The organism is Jiangella asiatica (genome assembly GCF_004349065.1).
In the GTDB taxonomy this organism is placed as follows: domain Bacteria; phylum Actinomycetota; class Actinomycetes; order Jiangellales; family Jiangellaceae; genus Jiangella; species Jiangella asiatica.
The window spans coordinates 1-15,804 of the sequence record NZ_SMKZ01000087.1 but is presented as its reverse complement, the minus strand read 5'-3'; the positions used below and the strand labels follow the sequence as shown (position 1 = coordinate 15,804).

The window sequence follows — 15,804 nt, the reverse complement described above, 5'->3', positions numbered from 1 at the left end:
GGGTCGGGGTCACCGTGCCGGGGGCGCTCGACCCCACCTGGGGCGCAGCGGTGTCAGCCTCGCCGTCGTCGCCGGCGCCGCACGATGCGAGCACCAGGAGGACGACGACCATGCCGAGACGAGCGGTCGGACGCATCAAGTCTCCGTTTCGTCGGGCGCCGCTCACCGCTTCGCCAGGTCGGCGAGGGCGGCCAGCAGCAGTGTTCGGACTCGGTCGATGTTGCGGCGGAACACGTCGAAGACCACCTCCTGGGTCACCGGCATCACGTCCGGGTCGCTGTCGAGGCCGGTGTCGTAGTCGGTCACGAGGGCGAGGCCGCCGAAGTCCAGCCCCGCCTCCCGCGCCAGCGCCGCCTCGGGGTACTGCGTCATGTTGACGACGTGCCAGCCGGCCTGGCGGTGCCATGCGGACTCGGCTCGGGTGGAGAAGCGCGGCCCGTTGATCACGACGACGGTGCCGCCGTCGTGGATCCTCGCGCCGCCGTCGAAGCCAGCGTCCGAGCCGGCGTCCAGGAGCGCCCGCCGCACGCGGGGGGTGTACGGGTCGGCGAGCGAGACGTGCAGCGGGCCGCCGTCGAACCGGTCGTGGAACGTGTCGGCCCGGCCCCAGGTCCGGTCGACGAGTTGGTCGACGACGACGAGGTCACCGGGCCGGATCTCCGGGCGCAGCGACCCGGCGGCGAACGGTGCCACCAGCGTGTGCACGCCGAGCTGACGCATCGCGTCGACGTTGGCGCGGTAGTTCACCCGGTGCGGCGGCAGCTCGTGGTGCCGCCCGTGCCGGGGCAGGAACGCGACGCGGACGCCGTCGACGTCGGCGACGGTCACCGGCGCGGACGGTGCGCCCCACGCGGTGTCGACGGGGACGGTCCGCGCGCCGGACAGGAACGTGTAGAACCCCGACCCGCCGAAGATCCCGACCTCAGCGTCCACTCTGGCTCCTCCTGATCGCCTGACGTGTCTCGGTGAGCTGTCGCCGCATGTCCAGGACGGCCCGCGCACTCCCCTGGACCGTGCCGGTCACCTTGCTCCGCCCCGTCCGCGGCCGGTACCCCACCGGTCGTTCGGCGACGCGCCAGCCGGTCAGCCCGGCCCGGAGCACCATCTCCAGCGGCCAGCCCGAGCGGCGGTCCACCAGCCCCAGGTCCAGCAGCGCGCCGCGGCGGGCCGCGCGCATCGGCCCGATGTCGCTGACCCGGACGCCGGTGAGCGCGAGCACCCGCCGGGCCAGATAGCGGTTGGCCAGCCGGGCGTGCGGCGGCATCGCGCCGCGAGGTGCCCGCCGGGCACCCAGGACGAGGTCGGCGTCGGCGGCGGCGACCGGCGCGACGACGAGCGGCAGGTCGGCGGGGTCCAGCGAGGCGTCGCAGTCCATGAAGCACACGAGGTCCGCGGTCGCCGCCGCGAGGCCGGCGTAGCAGGCGGCGCCGAACCCGCGCCGCGGCTCGGTGACGACGTCGGCGCCGCGTTCGGCTGCGACCAGGGCGGACCCGTCGGTGGAGCCGTTGTCGACGACGATCGGCCGGTATCCGGCCGGCATCCGCTCGAGCACCCACGGGATGGCGGCGGCCTCGTCCAGCACCGGCAGCACGACGTCGATCATGCCGCCTCCCGGCGCAGGCGGGCGATCCAGCGTCCGTCGGCCTCGTGCCATCCGGCGAGCCGCAACCCGGCGGTGCCGGCCAGCGCGGCCAGGTCGTCGGCGGCCACCCAGGCCCACGGGAACCAGCCGCTGACCTCGCCGTCGCGCTCCAGGCGGGCCTCTGCGCGGACGGTGCCGACTCCCGGCGGCGCGGTCTCGACCAGCGCGTGCCCGTCCGGTGCGAGCAGCCCGCCCACCCGGCTGAGCAGCACCTCCGGCGAGCCGCCGATGCCGACGTTCCCGTCGAGCAACAGGACGCCGCGCCACCGTCCCTCGCCGGGCAGGCGGTCGAAGATCGAGTACCGTAGCGCCAGGGCGCCTCGTGCCCGCGCGTGGGCGACAGCGTGATCGGAGGCGTCGACGCCGAGGGCGGGGATGCCCAGCTCTCCGAGCGCCACGACCAGGCGGCCGGGCCCGCACCCGAGGTCGAGCACCGGGCCGGGCAGCGCCGCGAGCAGGGCGCGCTCGGCCGGGGTCGCCGGGGCGACCCAGTGGTCGAGGGCGAGCGGCTGCGCCGCGCCGTCGCGCCGGCGAAGGATGATCGTCATCGCCGGCCCGCCGCCAGGTGCCGGGCCGCGACGGCGACACCGACCACCGCCCAGACGGCGGCCAGCACGATCACGAGGTTGCGCCCGTAGTCCAGCGGCAGCGCACTCGGCACCGACGGCGACCGGCCCCACCCCCGCACGACCGGCCAGAACATCAGCGTGAGGACCGCCGACAGGGCCAGGCCTAGCCGCACGGGCGTGCGTGCCGGTGCCGCCAGCCGTCCGCTCAGCCACGCCGCGAGCACCACGGCCGGGGCGATGACGGCGTCGTGGACCACGCCCGCGCCGGCGAGCCACACCACCAGCTCGGCCGGATGCGTGTCGGCCCGGTCGTTCCAGAGCACGGTCAGCCCATACCCCACGACACCGGCCCCGACGGCCAGGCAGGACCAGAACACCGGCCCGGCCGGGAGGTGCGGGTCCCTGTCCCGGGTCATGCGCGCACCACCAGCTCCGACACCCACTTCGTCTGCAGTACGCCGGGACGGTTCGGGCCGATCAGCCGGCAGGGGAAGCCGTGGTCGAGGTTCAGCCGCTCGCCGTTGACCGCGACCGCCAGCACGGTGTCGGGGTCGCGCGCCTGCAGGTGGTTCAGCTCCGAGCTGCGATAGCGGCCGCCGCGCTGCAGTGACTCGACGACGACGGTGATCGCGCGGCCGCGCGGCACGCCGACCAGGTCGAGCAGCTCCGCCACCGGGACGCCGCGCCAGTGCGCCGACGCGCTCCAGCCCTCGACGCAGGCGATCGACAGCTCGACCTCGTGCCGGGCCAGGTCGTCGAGCTCGCCGGCCGTGAGGACCAGCTCCTGCCCGACGTCGCCGGTGACCCGCAGCCGGTATCCGTCGTCGGCGGCGGACTCGGTGACGCCGGCCTGGGCCGCGCTCTTGTTGACCGGTAGGCCCTGGGAGCCGATGTCGGTGCGGCGCTGCGCGAACAGCGTCGCCGGGCGCAGCGCCGGCACCGTCTGCCCGGCCGTCGTGACGGTGACGATGCCGACGGCCGCCGCCACGGAGGCGAGGAACCCGCGCCGCCCGAGCGTCCCAGACGGCGTCGGCCGCCGGGGCGACGACCGGGAGAGGGCGGCCCTCGTGAGCGCCGCCTTGGCGCCGACATGGACGACCAGCGAACCGATGGTGATCCAGGCGACCGCGTAGTGGGCGGCCGGGAAGTAGAAGCCCCATGGGTACCACCGCGAGACGTTCGCGATGCCGGACACCAACATGAAGACGGCACCGCACACCAGCGGCACCAGCATCGCCCGCTCCACCGCGTGCGCCACGCCGCGCACCGGCGGCCAGCGGAACAGCCGCGGGTACACCGACCACAGCTTCGCCAGCAGCAGCGGCACGGTCGCGTAGCCGGTGGCCACGTGCGTGCCCTGGGTGACGCGGTAGAGCCAGGACGGGCGCGGCGGCAGCGTCAGCCATCCGGGCGGGTGCTGCTGGAGGTGCGACCAGACACCGGTCAGGAAGCAGACCAGGAAGCACAGGCCGAGCGCGAGGCCGAGGATCGCGGCGGTCCGGTCGTCGTGCACCGGCCGGCGCAACGCACGGTCCCGGGCGGCGGCCACGCTCATCGCGGCGTCCCCGCGAGCAGTGAGTGGACGACCCGCGCCGTCTCGGTCGACGGCGCCGCGGCGGCGACCTCGACGGCGTCGGCCACGGTGTCCACGTCCCGCAGCGTGTCCAGGGAGGCCACGTGCAGGCCCAGCGAACGCAGCCGGCCGGCTTGGGCAGCCCCGGTGTACGGCGTGCTCATCGGCACCCCGTCGAACACCCCGCGCCGCCACCGTCGCAGGCCCAGTGCCCACCAGCCGCCGTCGGCCGCCGGCCCCAGCACCGCGTCGGGCGCCCCGCGCCCGGTCAGCAGGTCCAGCGCCTCGTCCAGGAGGTCCGGGGTGACCTGCGGAGTGTCCATGCCGATCTGCAGGCCCGGCCCGCTGGCGTGGCGCCAGGCCGCCGCCAGCCGGACCCCGAGCGGCCCCGCGACCTGCGGCACGACCTCGAAGCCCGGGGGCAGCCACGGGCCCGGCCGTCCGTCCAGCGCCAGGATGCGCCGGTCGGCGCCGCACCGCGCCACCGCGTCCAGGGTGTCCGCGAGGGCCGCCGCGGCCACCTCCGCCGCATCGGCGGGGTCCAGCGGCGGGCACAACCGGGTTTTCACCCGGCCGGGCACCGGCTCCTTGGCCACCACGAGCAGATGGGTTGCCGTCACGCTCTCGACCGTAGGGACGCCGCGGCCGGATGATCCTTACGAAGTCCGAAACTCTCCCGCCGCCAAGGCCCGACCTGCGGCGGGACCGCCACGCCGGTGGCATGGTTGGTGCCATGGAAGCAGCGGCCGGGCAGCGGGTCCTCGTCGTCGACGACGACCCCGCGCTATCGGAGGTGGTGGGGCGGTACCTGCGCCGCGACGGCTTCGACGTGGACTATGCCGCCGACGGCACCGCCGGCCTCGCCCGAGCCCTGGACACGCTGCCCGACCTGGTCGTGCTCGACCTCATGCTGCCCGGCCTCGACGGGCTCGAGGTCTGCCGGCGGCTGCGCGCGGTGGCGCCGATCCCGGTGGTCATGCTGACCGCGCTCGGCGAGGAGGACGACCGCATCGCCGGCCTGGAGATCGGCGCCGACGACTACGTCACCAAGCCGTTCTCGCCGCGGGAGCTGTCCGCCCGGGTCAAGGCGGTCCTGCGCCGCGCCGCCGCCGGCAACGTCGTGTCGTCGGCGGCCCAGCTGCTCACCGGCGCCGGGTGCGAGATCGACCTGGTCGCCCACCAGGTGCGCCGCGACGGCGAGCTGGTGTCACTCACCACCAAGGAGTTCGATCTGCTCGTGCACTTCATGACCAACCCGGGGCGAGCCTACCGCCGCGAAGAACTGCTCGAATCGGTGTGGGGCTGGAGCTTCGGCGACACGTCCACCGTCACCGTGCACATCCGGCGACTGCGCGAGAAGGTGGAGCCGGACCCGTCCAGCCCGCGCCACCTGCTCACCGTCCGCGGCGTCGGCTACCGGTTCCAGCCATGACGCCCCGTCGAACCGCCACCGTCGCGGTACTCGCGGCCGGACTCATCGTGGCCGGCGTCATCGCCGCGTCGGCCGGCATCCCGACCAGCGACACCGTCGTGCTCGTGACCGTGGCCGGGCTGGGGTCAGGCGCTGCCTTCCTGGCCGGCGCGATGGTGCTGCGGCGCTTCCGGGGCCGGCCGGTGCGCGCCCAGGCGCTGGTGGTGGCGGTGTCGTCGTTGCTGGTGACGGTGGCCGGCGTGGTGGCCGCGGCGCTGGCCATGTTCATCTCGACGCACGACCTCGTGGCGCTGTTCATCGTCGTCGCGGTGGCGACGGCGGTGGCGGTCGGCGCCGCGCTGCAGCTGGGCGACGACATCGACGCCGGCACCCGCCACGTCGGCGACCTGGCCCGGACGATGGTCGACGGCGCGCCCGACGCCTCCGCCGGCCACGGTGTGACCGGGCCCGGCGAGCTGACCGCGCTCGCGGCGCAGCTGGCCGACGTGTCGGCCCGCCTCGACGAGTCGCGCAGCCGCGAGCGGGCGTTGGAGGCGTCGCGGCGCGAGCTCATCGCCTGGGTCTCGCACGACCTGCGCAGCCCACTGGCGACCATCCGGGCGATGGCCGAGGCCCTCGACGACGCCGTCGCCGACGACCCCGACACCGTCGTGCGCTACCACCGCCAGATCCGCGGTGACGCCGAACGGCTGACGGAGCTGGTGGACGACCTGTTCGAGCTGTCGCGCATCAACAGCGGCACCCTGCGGCTCGGTGCCGAGACCGTCTGCCTGAGCGACGCGGTCGCGGACGCGCTGGCCGGCGCGGCCTCCCAGGCCTCGGTCAAGGGCGTGCGGCTCATGGAGCAGCTGGACCCGCTGCCGCGCGTGGAGGTGTCGGCACGCGAGTTCACCCGGGCGCTGAACAACCTGCTCGACAACGCCATCCGGCACACGCCGGCCGGTGGCCGCGTCGTGGTCCGTTCCGAGCGCGACGGCGACGGCGCCGTGCTCCAGGTCGTCGACGAGTGCGGCGGCATTCCCGAGCCGGACCTGGCCCGGGTGTTCGACGTCGCCTTCCGCGGCGACGTCACCCGTGGTCGCGATGCCGGCGGTGGCGGGCTGGGGCTGGCGATCGCCCGCGGGCTGGTCGAGGCGCACGACGGCTCGGTCGAGGTGGCGAACCACGAGCGGGGCTGCCGGTTCACCATCCGGTTGCCGGCGTGAGCGGTGCCGTCCACGCCGCGGCGGTGGCCGGTGGCCGCCGCGCTCACGGGATGGGCGCTGCTGCTGGTCGCCGCCCGGGTGTGGGGCCTGGCGCTGCCGGACCTCGAGGGGCTGAAGCTCGGTGCCGTCCCGCTGTACGGCGAGTGGGACCTGGTGCTGACCTGGCGGCTGGTGCTCCCGGTCGCCGCCGGGGCCGCGGGCGCGGTCGTGTTGCCGGCCGTGGCCCGGCGGTGGCCGTGGCGCCGGGTCCTCGTGGCGACGGCGACGACGGCTGTCGGGTGGAGCCTGGCGCTGGGCGCCGTCGACGGCCGCGACGGCTTCGGCGACATCGAGCAGGCATACGGACGCCACCTCGGCCTGGTCGACGCGGCAGGTGGTCCGGCGGCCTTCTTGCGCGGTTACGTCGCTGGTCAGGACGCCGTCCCGGTGCACCTGCAGGCCCATCCGCCCGGCCTGATGGTGGCGCTGTGGGCGGCGGCGCGGGCCGGACTGTCCGGGACGGCCTGGCACACGGTGCTGGCGATGGCCGGGGTGGCGGCCGCCGTGGTCGCGGTGCTGGTCCTGAGCCGCGACGTGGCCGGCGACGAGTTCACGCGGCAGGCGGCGCCGTTCGTCGCGCTGACGCCGGCCGCGGTGTGGCACACGAACGCCGACGTGGTCTTCGGCGGCCTGGCACTCAGCGGTGCCGCACTGGTGGTGCTGGCGACGGGCCGGTCCCGGGCTTTAGGCCGGTCGCGGGCCTGGGCCGGGCTCGCCGTCGGCGGCGGTGCGCTGTTCGGCGCGTCGCTGCTGCTGTCGTACGGGGTGGCGCTGCTGGCCGTGCCGCTCGCGGCAATCACGCTGTGGCGGCGCCGGCCGCTGGCGCTGGCGGTCGCGGCGGTGGCCGGCGCGGCAGTCGTCGCGCTGCCGCTGGCGTGGGGCTTCTGGTGGCTCGACGGTCTGGACATGACCCGGGAGCGGTACTACGCGGGCGTCGGCGCGGTCCGGCCGTACGAGTACTTCGTGGTGGCCAACCTCGCCGTGCTCGCGCTGGCGCTCGGGCCGGCGACGGTGGCCGGGCTGGCGCTGCTGCGCGACCGGCGGGCCTGGCTGGTCGTCGGCTCGGGCCTGGCGGCGGTGCTGCTGGCCGACCTGTCCGGGCTGTCGAAGGCGGAGACCGAGCGGATCTGGCAGCCGTTCATGCCGCTGGTGCTGCTGGCTGGCGGGGCGCTGCGGTCGCGCTGGTGGCTCTGGGTTCACGTGATGGTGGCCGTGGTGCTGCAGGCCGCACTGCGGACGCCGTGGTGACGGCCGATCGCGGGAGGTCCTGAGTGGTGCGGGTGGTGGTGACGGGCGGTGCCGGGTTCGTCGGCGGTCACATCGTCGAGCAGCTGGTCGGCCAGGGCGCCGACGTCGTCGTCGTCGACTCGCTGGTGGCGCATCGGGAACCGCCGACGCTGCCGGCGGCCGCCGATCTGCGGGTGGTCGACGTCCGCGACGAGGACGCGGTCGCCCGGGCGGTGGCCGGGGCCGACGCGGTGTGCCACCAGGCGGCCCGGGTGGGCCTGGGCGTCGATCTCGACGACGTCACCGCCTACGTGTCCGACAACGACCTCGGCACCGCGGTGCTGCTGCGAGCCCTGTGGCGGCGCCGGTTCGCCGGCCGGCTCGTGGTGGCGTCGTCGATGGTCGTCTACGGCGAGGGGCGCTACCGCTGCGCCGCGCACGGCGTGGTCGAGCCGGGTCCGCGACGCGTGGACGACCTCGACGCCGGCCGGTTCGAGCCGCCCTGCCCGGCCTGCGGGGCCCCGCTGACCTGGGACCGGGTGGGCGAGGACGCCCCACTGGACCCGCGCAACGTCTACGCCGCAACCAAGGTGCACACCGAGCACCTCGCCGCCGTGTACGGGCGCGAGACAGGCGCGTCGGTGTGCGCGCTGCGCTACCACAACGTCTACGGGCCGCGAATGCCACGCGACACCCCGTACGCCGGCGTCGCCAGCATCTTCCGCAGTGCCCTGGCCGCCGGTGAGCCGCCCCGGGTGTTCGAGGACGGCGGCCAGCTCCGCGACTTCGTCCACGTGCGCGACGTCGCCCGGGCCAACGTGCTGGCGCTCGCGTCGGCGTGGAACGGCGCGCTCAACGTCGCCAGCGGCGACCCGCACAGCGTCCTGGACCTCGCGACGGCGTTGTGCGCGGCCGCCGGCCCGGGCGCTCCCGAGCCCGAGGTCACCGGCGAGTACCGGCTCGGCGACGTCCGGCACGTGGTCGCCTCGCCGGCACGGGCAGCCCAGGTCCTCGGCTTCGAGGCCCGCACTGACTTCGCCGGCGGCCTGGCCGAGTTCGCCCACGCCCCGCTCCGCCCCTGATCGGCGCGTGGTCGCCAGGCAGGCGATCACGGCCAGCCGGCCGCCGGTACTTCGACCCGGGTGGTGAGGACCTGGCCGGACCCGGGCGGCACCGGTCCGGTCTCGGACGCGTCCTGCCACCGCGCGGCGGTGACGAACAGCGTCCGCCCGTCGGGACCGCCGAGCACGCAGGCGAAACCGCCCCGGTCGAGGGTGACGGTTCGCAGCACCTCGCCGCCGGCGGCGACTCGCCGGCACCACCGGTTGGGGACGTCGGCGTACCAGACCGCACCGTCGGCGTCGACGCAGATTCCGTCCGGGTAGCTCTCGCCCAGGTCGGCCCAGACCCGCCGGTTGGACAGTCCGCCGTCCGCGTCGATGTCGAAGGCCACCAGGCTGTGCCGGTAGGAGTCGGCGACGATCAGGGTGGCGTTGTCCGGCGTGACCGCCATCCCGTTGGGGAAGGCGATGTCGTCGGCCACCTGACCGACCGAGCCGTCCGCGGTGACCACGGCGACGAAGCCGGGCTGGAACTCCTCCCCGGCCATCATGTCGAACCCGATGGCGTTCACGTAGGCGTTGCCCCGCCCGTCCACCACGATGTCGTTCCAGCCGGCCTTGCCGAGCTCCGCGTAGGTCTGCAGGGACCCGTCGGCCTCCTGACACAGCATCCGCCCCTCCTGCGACGAGACCAGCAGCATGCGGCCGTCCGGGAGCCAGTCGGTGCACAGCGGGAACGACTCCACCCGCGCGACCACCTCACTGGCACCGGCCAGGTCGACCGCGATCACCTCGCCCGCGGACCAGTCGGAGAAGTACAGCCGGTCGCCGTGCCAGCGAGGCGCCTCGACCAGGCCGCGGCCGGTCACGAGGGTCCGGACGTCAGGCATCGTCATCGCTCCCCTTCTGCCTCGATGACTGAACTGACCATCTCGACGGCGCGAACTCATCGCGACGAGCCGCAGAAGCTCACCCTGGCACGCCCGTGCACCAGGATCACGGACTCCGATCGATCGACCGCTGATCGACGTTTGGTGCGTTCAGGCGACGAGACCGTCACCATCCGACGTCTCCCTCGTCGACCCGGTGGTGTCAGCTGCGCTGGACGAACTGGGGCTCGATCACCTCGGTGCGGTTCGGATGGGCGCCGCGGTTGGACGCGGCGCGCCGGGCGGCGGGGATCAGGCCGTGCAGGAGCGGGTCCTGGGTGCCGTGCTGCCAACTCGCCAGCCGTTCGGCCAGGTCCTTCTCGGTCTCGACCAGTGCCTCCTGACCGGCCAGGTTGCGGGTCTCGTGCGGATCGGCCTCCAGGTCGTAGAGCTCGACCGGGGAGCGCGGCGCCGCGTCGTCGACCCCGATGGCGGACGGTGAGATGGCGATGTCGACGGGCAGCGGCACCATCGGCCGTTCCTCATAGCTGACGATGTACTTGTACCGGTTGGTGCGCACGCATCGGATCGGGTCGTACTGGCGCAGGCCGTGCCAGTTCTTCTCCGCGTAGATCTCCTCGCGCCGCTGCCCGGTCTCGCCGTGGCCGAGCTGGGCCGCGAAGCTGACGCCCTGCACGCGGACGGGCACGGGTGCGCCGACGACGTCCAGCAGAGTGGGCACGAGGTCGACGTGACTGACCAGGTCCGGGCAACGCGGCCGCGGCGGGGTGCTGCCGGGCAGCCGAACCAGCAGGGCCACCTCGATGCCGGAGTCGAACAGGGTGGACTTGGCGCGCGGGAAGGGTATGCCGTGGTCGGTGGTGAACACGACGATCGTGTTGTCGTACAGCCCCAGCTCACGCAGGCGGGTGAGGATGCGGCCGGTCGCCTCGTCGGCGTAGGTGACGGCGGCGTTGAACGCCCGCAGGTCCTCCAGTACGCCCTCGCTGGCGGGCAGATAGGGCGGCACGTCGACCGGCGCCGTGTCGGAGGTGGGGAAACGGTGGGCGGGAAAGGGCCGGTGCGGTTCGAACATGCCGACGACCATGAGGAAGGGCGTGTCGCTCTGCGCGAGGGTGCCGAGCTTGTCGACCGCCAGCTCGGCGACGACGGGGGCTGCCTGCCGGTCGGCGTTGACGTCGATCACCTCGTCGTAGCCCAGCGTGGACGCGTCTGCGCTCTCGTGCTGCAAGCCGACGAGGACCGACTCGTAGCCGTGCGGCGCCAGCAGCATGGGCAGCGTCTGCTCGTTGGCGTGGTACTCCCAGCCCAGGTGTGCCAGGCCCATCAGTCCGTTGCTGTGCGGGTAGCGCCCCGTGAACAGCGAGCCTCTCGCCGGCGAGCACAGCGGAGCGGTCGAGAAGGCGTTGTCGAAGACCACGGCGTCGCGCGCGAGCGCGTCCAGGTGCGGGGTCCGCGCGTGCGTCCGGCCGTACGCGCCGAGGTAGCGGCCGGTGTCGTGCCAGTGGATGAGGACGATGTTGGGCCTTGCGCTCTGTGTCACGGGTGGGTACTCCCTCGCTGCTTGGTGATCGGGTTCGGCTACTTGAGCCCGGTGGTGGCGATCCCCTTGACCAGCAGTCGCTGACCGACGAGGAAGGCGATGAACACCGGGAGTAGCGAGACGACGGACATGGAGAACAGCGCGGCCCAGGACGTCTCACCCTGGGCGTCGACGAACGAACGCAGCGCGACCGGCACCGTGTAGGCCTCGGGCGAGGTCAGGTAGATGAGCGGAGTCAGGAAGTCGTTCCACGTCCAGATGAACGTGAAGATCGTCGTGGTGGCGAGCGCGGGCACGAGCAGCGGCAGGATGATCCTGGTGAAGATGACGACGTGACCTGCGCCGTCGATGCGTGCGGCCTCGTCGAGCTCCCGCGGGATCCCGCGGATGAACTGCACCATGAGGAAAACGAAGAACGCGTCGGTGGCGAGGAACTTCGGCAACACCAGCGGAAGGAGGGTGTTGACCCAGCCGAGCGACGAGAAGAGGACGTACTGCGGCACGATCACGACGTGCAGCGGCAGCATGATGCTGACGAGCATGATCGCGAACAGCAGCCGACGGCCGCGGAAGTTCTGCCGCGCGAACGCGTAGGCCGCCATGGAGCAGGACACCAGGTTCCCGATGATGCTGAAGGCCACCACGGCGAGGGAGTTGAGCAGGTAATGGCCGAACGGGTAGCGAAGGGCGTCCCAGCCGCGGGCGTAGTTCTCCGGCTGCGGGTCGGTCAGGAGCAGGCCGGACTGACGAAACACCTCGCCTTCGGGCCGGAGCGAGCTGACGACCATCCAGACCAGCGGATAGATCATCAGCAGGCAAGCGCCGATGAGGACGAGGTGTTTCACCAGGCTCGACCGGCGACGGTGCCGGCGGACGGCTCGCCGCTGCCGCTGCTCCGGGTGCGCCGACGCGCCCGATCGCGTGGTCGTCGGCCGTGAGGTGTCAGTTGTCATAGAAGACCCAGAACTTCGCGACGTAGAAGTTGATGGCGGTGAAGACGGCGATGATGACGAGCAGCAGCCAGGCCAGCGCCGCCGCGTATCCCATGTCGAGCTGGCCGAACCCCTTCTCGTACAGGTAGAGCGTGTAGAAGAGGGTGGAGTCCGACGGGCCGCCGGTGCCGCCGGAGATGATGAAGGCCTGGGTGAAGGCCTGGAACGCCGAGATGATCTGCAGCACGACGTTGAAGAAGATGATCGGCGTGAGCAGCGGCAGCGTGATGTGCCGGAACGAATGCCACCGTCCGGCGCCGTCCACCGACGCCGCCTCGTAGTACGTCGTCGGGATCTGCCGGAGCCCGGCCAGGAAGATCACCATCGGCGCCCCGAAGGTCCACACGTGCAGAGCGATGATGCTGTAGAGGGCGGTACGCGGGTCGGAGATCCAGCCGATCCCGTCGATCCCGACATACGAGAGCGCCCGATTGATCATGCCCTCGGTGCCGAAGATCTGCCGCCACAGGATCGCGACCGCCACCGACCCGCCCAGCAGCGAGGGCAGGTAGAGCACCGACCGGTACAGCGCCAGCCCTCGCATCCCACGGTTGAGCAGGACCGCGATGGCCAGCGCCAGCCCGAGCTGGAGCGGGACGCCGAGGACGACGTAGGTGACGGTCACCCGCAGCGAATGGTGCAGCCGCTCGTCGGAGAGCATCTGGCGGAAGTTGTCCAGCCCGATCCAGCTCGGGTCCTGCAGGAGGTTGTAGTCGGTGAAGCTGAGGACCAGCGACGCGATGATCGGTCCCGCCGTGATGACGACCAGCCCGATGATCCACGGCGCGAGGAAGCCGTAGGCCGACCGGTCGGTCGAGGACCTGCCGCCGCGACCGGCGCGCAGCTGCCTCAGCTCAGCATCGACACTCACAACGTGGACCTACTTCTCGAGCGCCGCGTCGAGCTCCTCCACGAGCTGCCCCGCCGCGGCGTCCGGCGTCAGCCGATCGAACAGGACCTCCATGGCGAAGCGGTGGAACGTCGTGTCGACGATGCCGGCCCCGGACGGCAACGCCGGCCGCTGCGGTCCGAGCTCGTCGCTGATCTCGTCGATGTACTCCAGCGACACTTTGTCGCTCCCGGTCACCTCAGCGGCGATCGCCGCTCGGACGTCGGAGTTGGCCGGGATTCCGAGGCTCGTGAGCGTGGCCAGGCCGGCCTCGGTGCTGTTGACCATGAAGTCGATGAAGGCCTCGGCGTGGTCCTTGTGCTCGGCGTCGCCGCTGATGGTCCACAGGGAGTCCGGCTTGAAGAACAGCCCGGCGTCCGCGGACGAACCGGTCGCGCTCGGCGGGCGGAGGATCACGATGTCGGCCCCAGACGCCTTGGACACCGCTCCTATTGCGGAGTTCCAGAACCAGCCCATCGCGTCCTTGTTGGTCGCCACGCCGCTCTGCTCGAGCGCCTCCTGCTGTTCGGTGATGATCGAGGCCGGCGGGATAGCGCCGCTCTGGGCCAGTCCCTGGACGTAGACGAAGAAGTCCGTGACGTCCGACGCGGTGAAGCCGAGCTCGCCGTCCTCGGTGAACATCTCCGAGCCCTGCTGCCGCAGCCACAGCTCGAACGCCGGACCGAAGTTCGGCGCGTCCGAGCCGTACAGGTTCTCGGCGCCCTGACCGGTGATCGTGGCGGCGAGCGTGGCGTACTGGTCCCAGGTCCAGGTGCTGTCGTCGGGTAGCTCGACCCCGGCGGCGTCGAAGATCTCCCGGTTCGCCAGGACCGTCATCGTGTTGAGCCCGGCCGCCACGCCGAAGCGGCCGTCGGCGGTCGTCCCCTCGGCGGCGGCGACCTCACTGAACTTCGAGGTGTCCACCGAGTCGCCGAGCTCGTGCAGGGCGCCGCGCTCGGCGTACTCGCCGAGGACCTGGCTGTTGAGCATCACGACGTCGGGCGCGTCCCTGGCGGCGAACTGAGTGGCCAGCTTGTCGAAGTAGTTGGCGAAGCCGGTGCATTCCAGCTGCACCTCGACGCCGTCGTTCGCCTCCTCGAAGGCCGCGATCGCGGTCTCGACGCGCTGGATGCGCTGGTCATTGCCGAAGCAGGAGACACGCAGGACATCGGTGGCGCCGTCGGCGGTGTCATCGTCGCCGGCCGACATGATCCCGCAGGAGCTCGCGAAGAGCACCGCGACCGCGAGGGCCGTGAGCCGCATCGTTGCTGATCTCATTGCGCTCCCTTTCTCAGCCGAAGGTGTCAGGTACTCTACTCGTAGATGCCGTAGTGTCAATTGCGCACGTAAAAGGCGGTTACTCGTATCAACATCGCCACCCGGGTATGCTGGCCGCATGTCGACGCGCAAGGCGGTGGTCCGCGAGGACGTGGCCCGGTACGCGAGGGTGAGCCCTGCGGTCGTCAGCTACGTTCTCAACAAGGGCCCGAAGCGGGTCCGGCCCGAGACCGAGGCGCGGGTCCTCGAGGCCATCAAGGTGCTCGGATACCGCCCCAACGCGGCGGCGCGGGCTCTGAAGCTGCACTCACAGGAGATCCTCGGCCTGGTGCTCTCCGCCGCCGGCAACGCGCTGTTCGTGGAGCTCGCCAACCTCATCGAGGACGCCGCGAAGGCTCACGGCTTCGCAGTGATCAGCACGAACTCGCGCGCCTCGGCCGCCAGGGAGCGCGACCACCTGCGCAACCTGGTCAACCGGCAGGTCGACGGCATCCTCCTGGCCAGTGTCGAGCCCGAGCCGGACATCTCCGACGTGACCGCCTCCGGCCTGCCGATCCTGCTCCTGGGCAACGCCGGCTCCGTCGAGTCGGTCCCCTCTGTCGGGGCCGACCTGGAGGCCGGCGCGTACACCGCCGTCCGCCACCTCATCGACCACGGCCACGAGCGCATCGGCATGATCAGCGGGCCGACGACCGACGTCCCCGACGGGCGGGAGGCGGGCTGGTCGCGCGCCCTGGCCGAGGCCGGGCTGCCCGAAGGGCCGCTCGTACCGGCAAGCCCGTCGCGCTTCAGCGGCTACAAGGCCGCGAAGCGGCTGGTCGCCAGCCACGGCGAGCTGTCCGCGCTGTTCACCAGCTGCGACGCCCAAGGGGTTGGCGCGCTGCGCGCCGTCCATGAAGCCGGGCTGCGCATCCCCGACGACATCGCCATCGTCTCCTTCGACGGCTCCACCGAGGCCGAGTACACCTGGCCCGGCCTGAGCACCATGCGCCAGCCGGTCGAGGAGATGGCCAAGGACGCGGTCGCCGAGCTACTCGCGTCCAAGGACGGCAGCTACGTACCCACGCATCGCCGCTACGACAGCAGGCTCCAGGCCCGCGGCTCGTGCGGCTGCGTGGACGAGGACCCCCTCTCCTGACCTCGGCTGGCGCAGCCCAGGGCTCCGAGCGGTTCATCGGTCTGGGCGATGTCGCCGTTGTCGAGCATCGCGTCGGCCAGCGTTTCCACAGCGAGGTCGACCCAGGCGTCGGGGTCGTCGTGGAACCAGGCGTTCGCTTCCAGGTTCGCGCAGGCCACCGCCAGGGCCACGTCCGGGTTGTCCTCGACGTAGTCACGCCTGGCGAACAGCGCCTCCTTCGTGAAGCAGTCGTCGAGCACGTCAGAAGGGTGGCGGGTCGGTGGCAACGAGTGGGTCGGGGGGCGCTTCGGTGGTGGGGCCGATGGGTTCGGGTGGTTTGTCGTAGG

General features: G+C 72.6%; 17 protein-coding genes. 5 read left to right on the top strand and 12 right to left on the bottom strand.

The features are described 5' to 3' along the window. Positions 1-162: 162 nt before the first annotated feature. Genes E1269_RS30925 through E1269_RS30900 form a run of 6 tightly spaced genes read right to left on the bottom strand, consistent with a single transcriptional unit; the run spans position 163 to position 4,404 of the window. Positions 163-933 (bottom strand): S-methyl-5'-thioadenosine phosphorylase, encoded by a 771-nt coding sequence (locus E1269_RS30925; RefSeq protein WP_131901932.1) that lies wholly within the window; start codon positions 931-933, stop codon positions 163-165. Beyond that, a complete protein-coding gene (locus tag E1269_RS30920; RefSeq protein ID WP_203434254.1) occupies positions 923-1,603 on the bottom strand; it encodes a glycosyltransferase in 681 nt (226 codons plus the stop codon). The genes E1269_RS30925 and E1269_RS30920 overlap by 11 nt, the downstream gene beginning before the upstream one ends. Continuing rightward, positions 1,600-2,190, bottom strand: coding sequence for a methyltransferase domain-containing protein (locus tag E1269_RS33165; protein ID WP_203434253.1), 591 nt, complete (start codon positions 2,188-2,190; stop codon positions 1,600-1,602). The genes E1269_RS30920 and E1269_RS33165 overlap by 4 nt, the downstream gene beginning before the upstream one ends. Beyond that, on the bottom strand, positions 2,187-2,627 hold the full coding sequence (locus E1269_RS30910) for a hypothetical protein (protein ID WP_131901929.1): 441 nt from the start codon (positions 2,625-2,627) through the stop codon (positions 2,187-2,189). The genes E1269_RS33165 and E1269_RS30910 overlap by 4 nt, the downstream gene beginning before the upstream one ends. Next, positions 2,624-3,766 (bottom strand): molybdopterin-dependent oxidoreductase, encoded by a 1,143-nt coding sequence (locus E1269_RS30905; protein ID WP_131901927.1) that lies wholly within the window; start codon positions 3,764-3,766, stop codon positions 2,624-2,626. Before E1269_RS30905 ends, E1269_RS30910 begins: the two co-directional genes overlap by 4 nt. Continuing rightward, the gene (locus E1269_RS30900; RefSeq protein WP_131901925.1) at positions 3,763-4,404 is read right to left on the bottom strand and encodes a TIGR04282 family arsenosugar biosynthesis glycosyltransferase; all 642 of its coding nucleotides are present in this window, start codon (positions 4,402-4,404) and stop codon (positions 3,763-3,765) included. The genes E1269_RS30905 and E1269_RS30900 overlap by 4 nt, the downstream gene beginning before the upstream one ends. A 113-nt stretch (positions 4,405-4,517) precedes the next feature. On the opposite strand from E1269_RS30900, the gene E1269_RS30895 reads away from it, so the two are divergent. Genes E1269_RS30895 through E1269_RS30880 form a run of 4 tightly spaced genes read left to right on the top strand, consistent with a single transcriptional unit; the run spans position 4,518 to position 8,769 of the window. Continuing rightward, positions 4,518-5,216, top strand: a complete 699-nt coding sequence (locus E1269_RS30895; protein ID WP_203434252.1) for a response regulator transcription factor — start codon at positions 4,518-4,520, stop codon at positions 5,214-5,216. Further along, the gene (locus E1269_RS30890) at positions 5,213-6,421 is read left to right on the top strand and encodes a sensor histidine kinase (protein ID WP_131901921.1); all 1,209 of its coding nucleotides are present in this window, start codon (positions 5,213-5,215) and stop codon (positions 6,419-6,421) included. The genes E1269_RS30895 and E1269_RS30890 overlap by 4 nt, the downstream gene beginning before the upstream one ends. Before the next feature lie 30 nt (positions 6,422-6,451). Then, the gene (locus tag E1269_RS30885) at positions 6,452-7,708 is read left to right on the top strand and encodes a hypothetical protein (RefSeq protein ID WP_131901919.1); all 1,257 of its coding nucleotides are present in this window, start codon (positions 6,452-6,454) and stop codon (positions 7,706-7,708) included. Between the two features lie 26 nt (positions 7,709-7,734). After that, entirely contained in the window at positions 7,735-8,769 is a 1,035-nt protein-coding gene (locus tag E1269_RS30880; protein WP_131901917.1) for an NAD-dependent epimerase/dehydratase family protein, read from the top strand. Positions 8,770-8,795: 26 nt separating this feature from the next. Here E1269_RS30880 and E1269_RS30875 read toward each other — a convergent pair whose 3' ends face one another. From E1269_RS30875 to E1269_RS30855, 5 genes are all read right to left on the bottom strand, one after another. After that, complete coding sequence (locus E1269_RS30875) at positions 8,796-9,638, bottom strand: SMP-30/gluconolactonase/LRE family protein (protein WP_131901915.1); 843 nt, start codon at positions 9,636-9,638, stop codon at positions 8,796-8,798. Positions 9,639-9,840: 202 nt separating this feature from the next. Continuing rightward, the gene (locus tag E1269_RS30870) at positions 9,841-11,181 is read right to left on the bottom strand and encodes a sulfatase family protein (RefSeq protein ID WP_131901913.1); all 1,341 of its coding nucleotides are present in this window, start codon (positions 11,179-11,181) and stop codon (positions 9,841-9,843) included. A gap of 38 nt (positions 11,182-11,219) precedes the next feature. Next, positions 11,220-12,134 carry a carbohydrate ABC transporter permease gene (locus tag E1269_RS30865; protein ID WP_131901911.1) on the bottom strand — a complete coding sequence of 305 codons (915 nt, stop codon included), beginning with the start codon at positions 12,132-12,134 and terminating at the stop codon, positions 11,220-11,222. Then, a complete protein-coding gene (locus E1269_RS30860; protein WP_131901909.1) occupies positions 12,124-13,044 on the bottom strand; it encodes a carbohydrate ABC transporter permease in 921 nt (306 codons plus the stop codon). Before E1269_RS30860 ends, E1269_RS30865 begins: the two co-directional genes overlap by 11 nt. Positions 13,045-13,053: 9 nt before the next feature. Next, complete coding sequence (locus E1269_RS30855) at positions 13,054-14,325, bottom strand: ABC transporter substrate-binding protein (RefSeq protein WP_162606709.1); 1,272 nt, start codon at positions 14,323-14,325, stop codon at positions 13,054-13,056. A 133-nt stretch (positions 14,326-14,458) separates the two neighbouring features. Here E1269_RS30855 and E1269_RS30850 point away from each other — a divergent pair, with 133 nt between their 5' ends. Beyond that, complete coding sequence (locus tag E1269_RS30850; RefSeq protein WP_131901905.1) at positions 14,459-15,478, top strand: LacI family DNA-binding transcriptional regulator; 1,020 nt, start codon at positions 14,459-14,461, stop codon at positions 15,476-15,478. Here the strand turns inward: E1269_RS30850 and E1269_RS30845 are convergent. Beyond that, entirely contained in the window at positions 15,415-15,717 is a 303-nt protein-coding gene (locus E1269_RS30845; RefSeq protein ID WP_131901903.1) for a hypothetical protein, read from the bottom strand. The two genes, E1269_RS30850 and E1269_RS30845, sit on opposite strands and share 64 nt — an antisense overlap. Positions 15,718-15,804 lie beyond the last annotated feature (87 nt).

Coding starts and splice junctions, on each gene's coding strand:
- E1269_RS30890 (WP_131901921.1), top strand. CDS start 5,213: ATGACGCCCCGTCGAACCGCCACCGTCGCGGTACTCGCGGCCGGACTC.
- E1269_RS30865 (WP_131901911.1), bottom strand. CDS start 12,134: ATGACAACTGACACCTCACGGCCGACGACCACGCGATCGGGCGCGTCG.
- E1269_RS30850 (WP_131901905.1), top strand. CDS start 14,459: ATGTCGACGCGCAAGGCGGTGGTCCGCGAGGACGTGGCCCGGTACGCG.
- E1269_RS30875 (WP_131901915.1), bottom strand. CDS start 9,638: ATGCCTGACGTCCGGACCCTCGTGACCGGCCGCGGCCTGGTCGAGGCG.
- E1269_RS30905 (WP_131901927.1), bottom strand. CDS start 3,766: ATGAGCGTGGCCGCCGCCCGGGACCGTGCGTTGCGCCGGCCGGTGCAC.
- E1269_RS30920 (WP_203434254.1), bottom strand. CDS start 1,603: ATGATCGACGTCGTGCTGCCGGTGCTGGACGAGGCCGCCGCCATCCCG.
- E1269_RS30895 (WP_203434252.1), top strand. CDS start 4,518: ATGGAAGCAGCGGCCGGGCAGCGGGTCCTCGTCGTCGACGACGACCCC.
- E1269_RS30910 (WP_131901929.1), bottom strand. CDS start 2,627: ATGACCCGGGACAGGGACCCGCACCTCCCGGCCGGGCCGGTGTTCTGG.
- E1269_RS33165 (WP_203434253.1), bottom strand. CDS start 2,190: ATGACGATCATCCTTCGCCGGCGCGACGGCGCGGCGCAGCCGCTCGCC.
- E1269_RS30855 (WP_162606709.1), bottom strand. CDS start 14,325: ATGCGGCTCACGGCCCTCGCGGTCGCGGTGCTCTTCGCGAGCTCCTGC.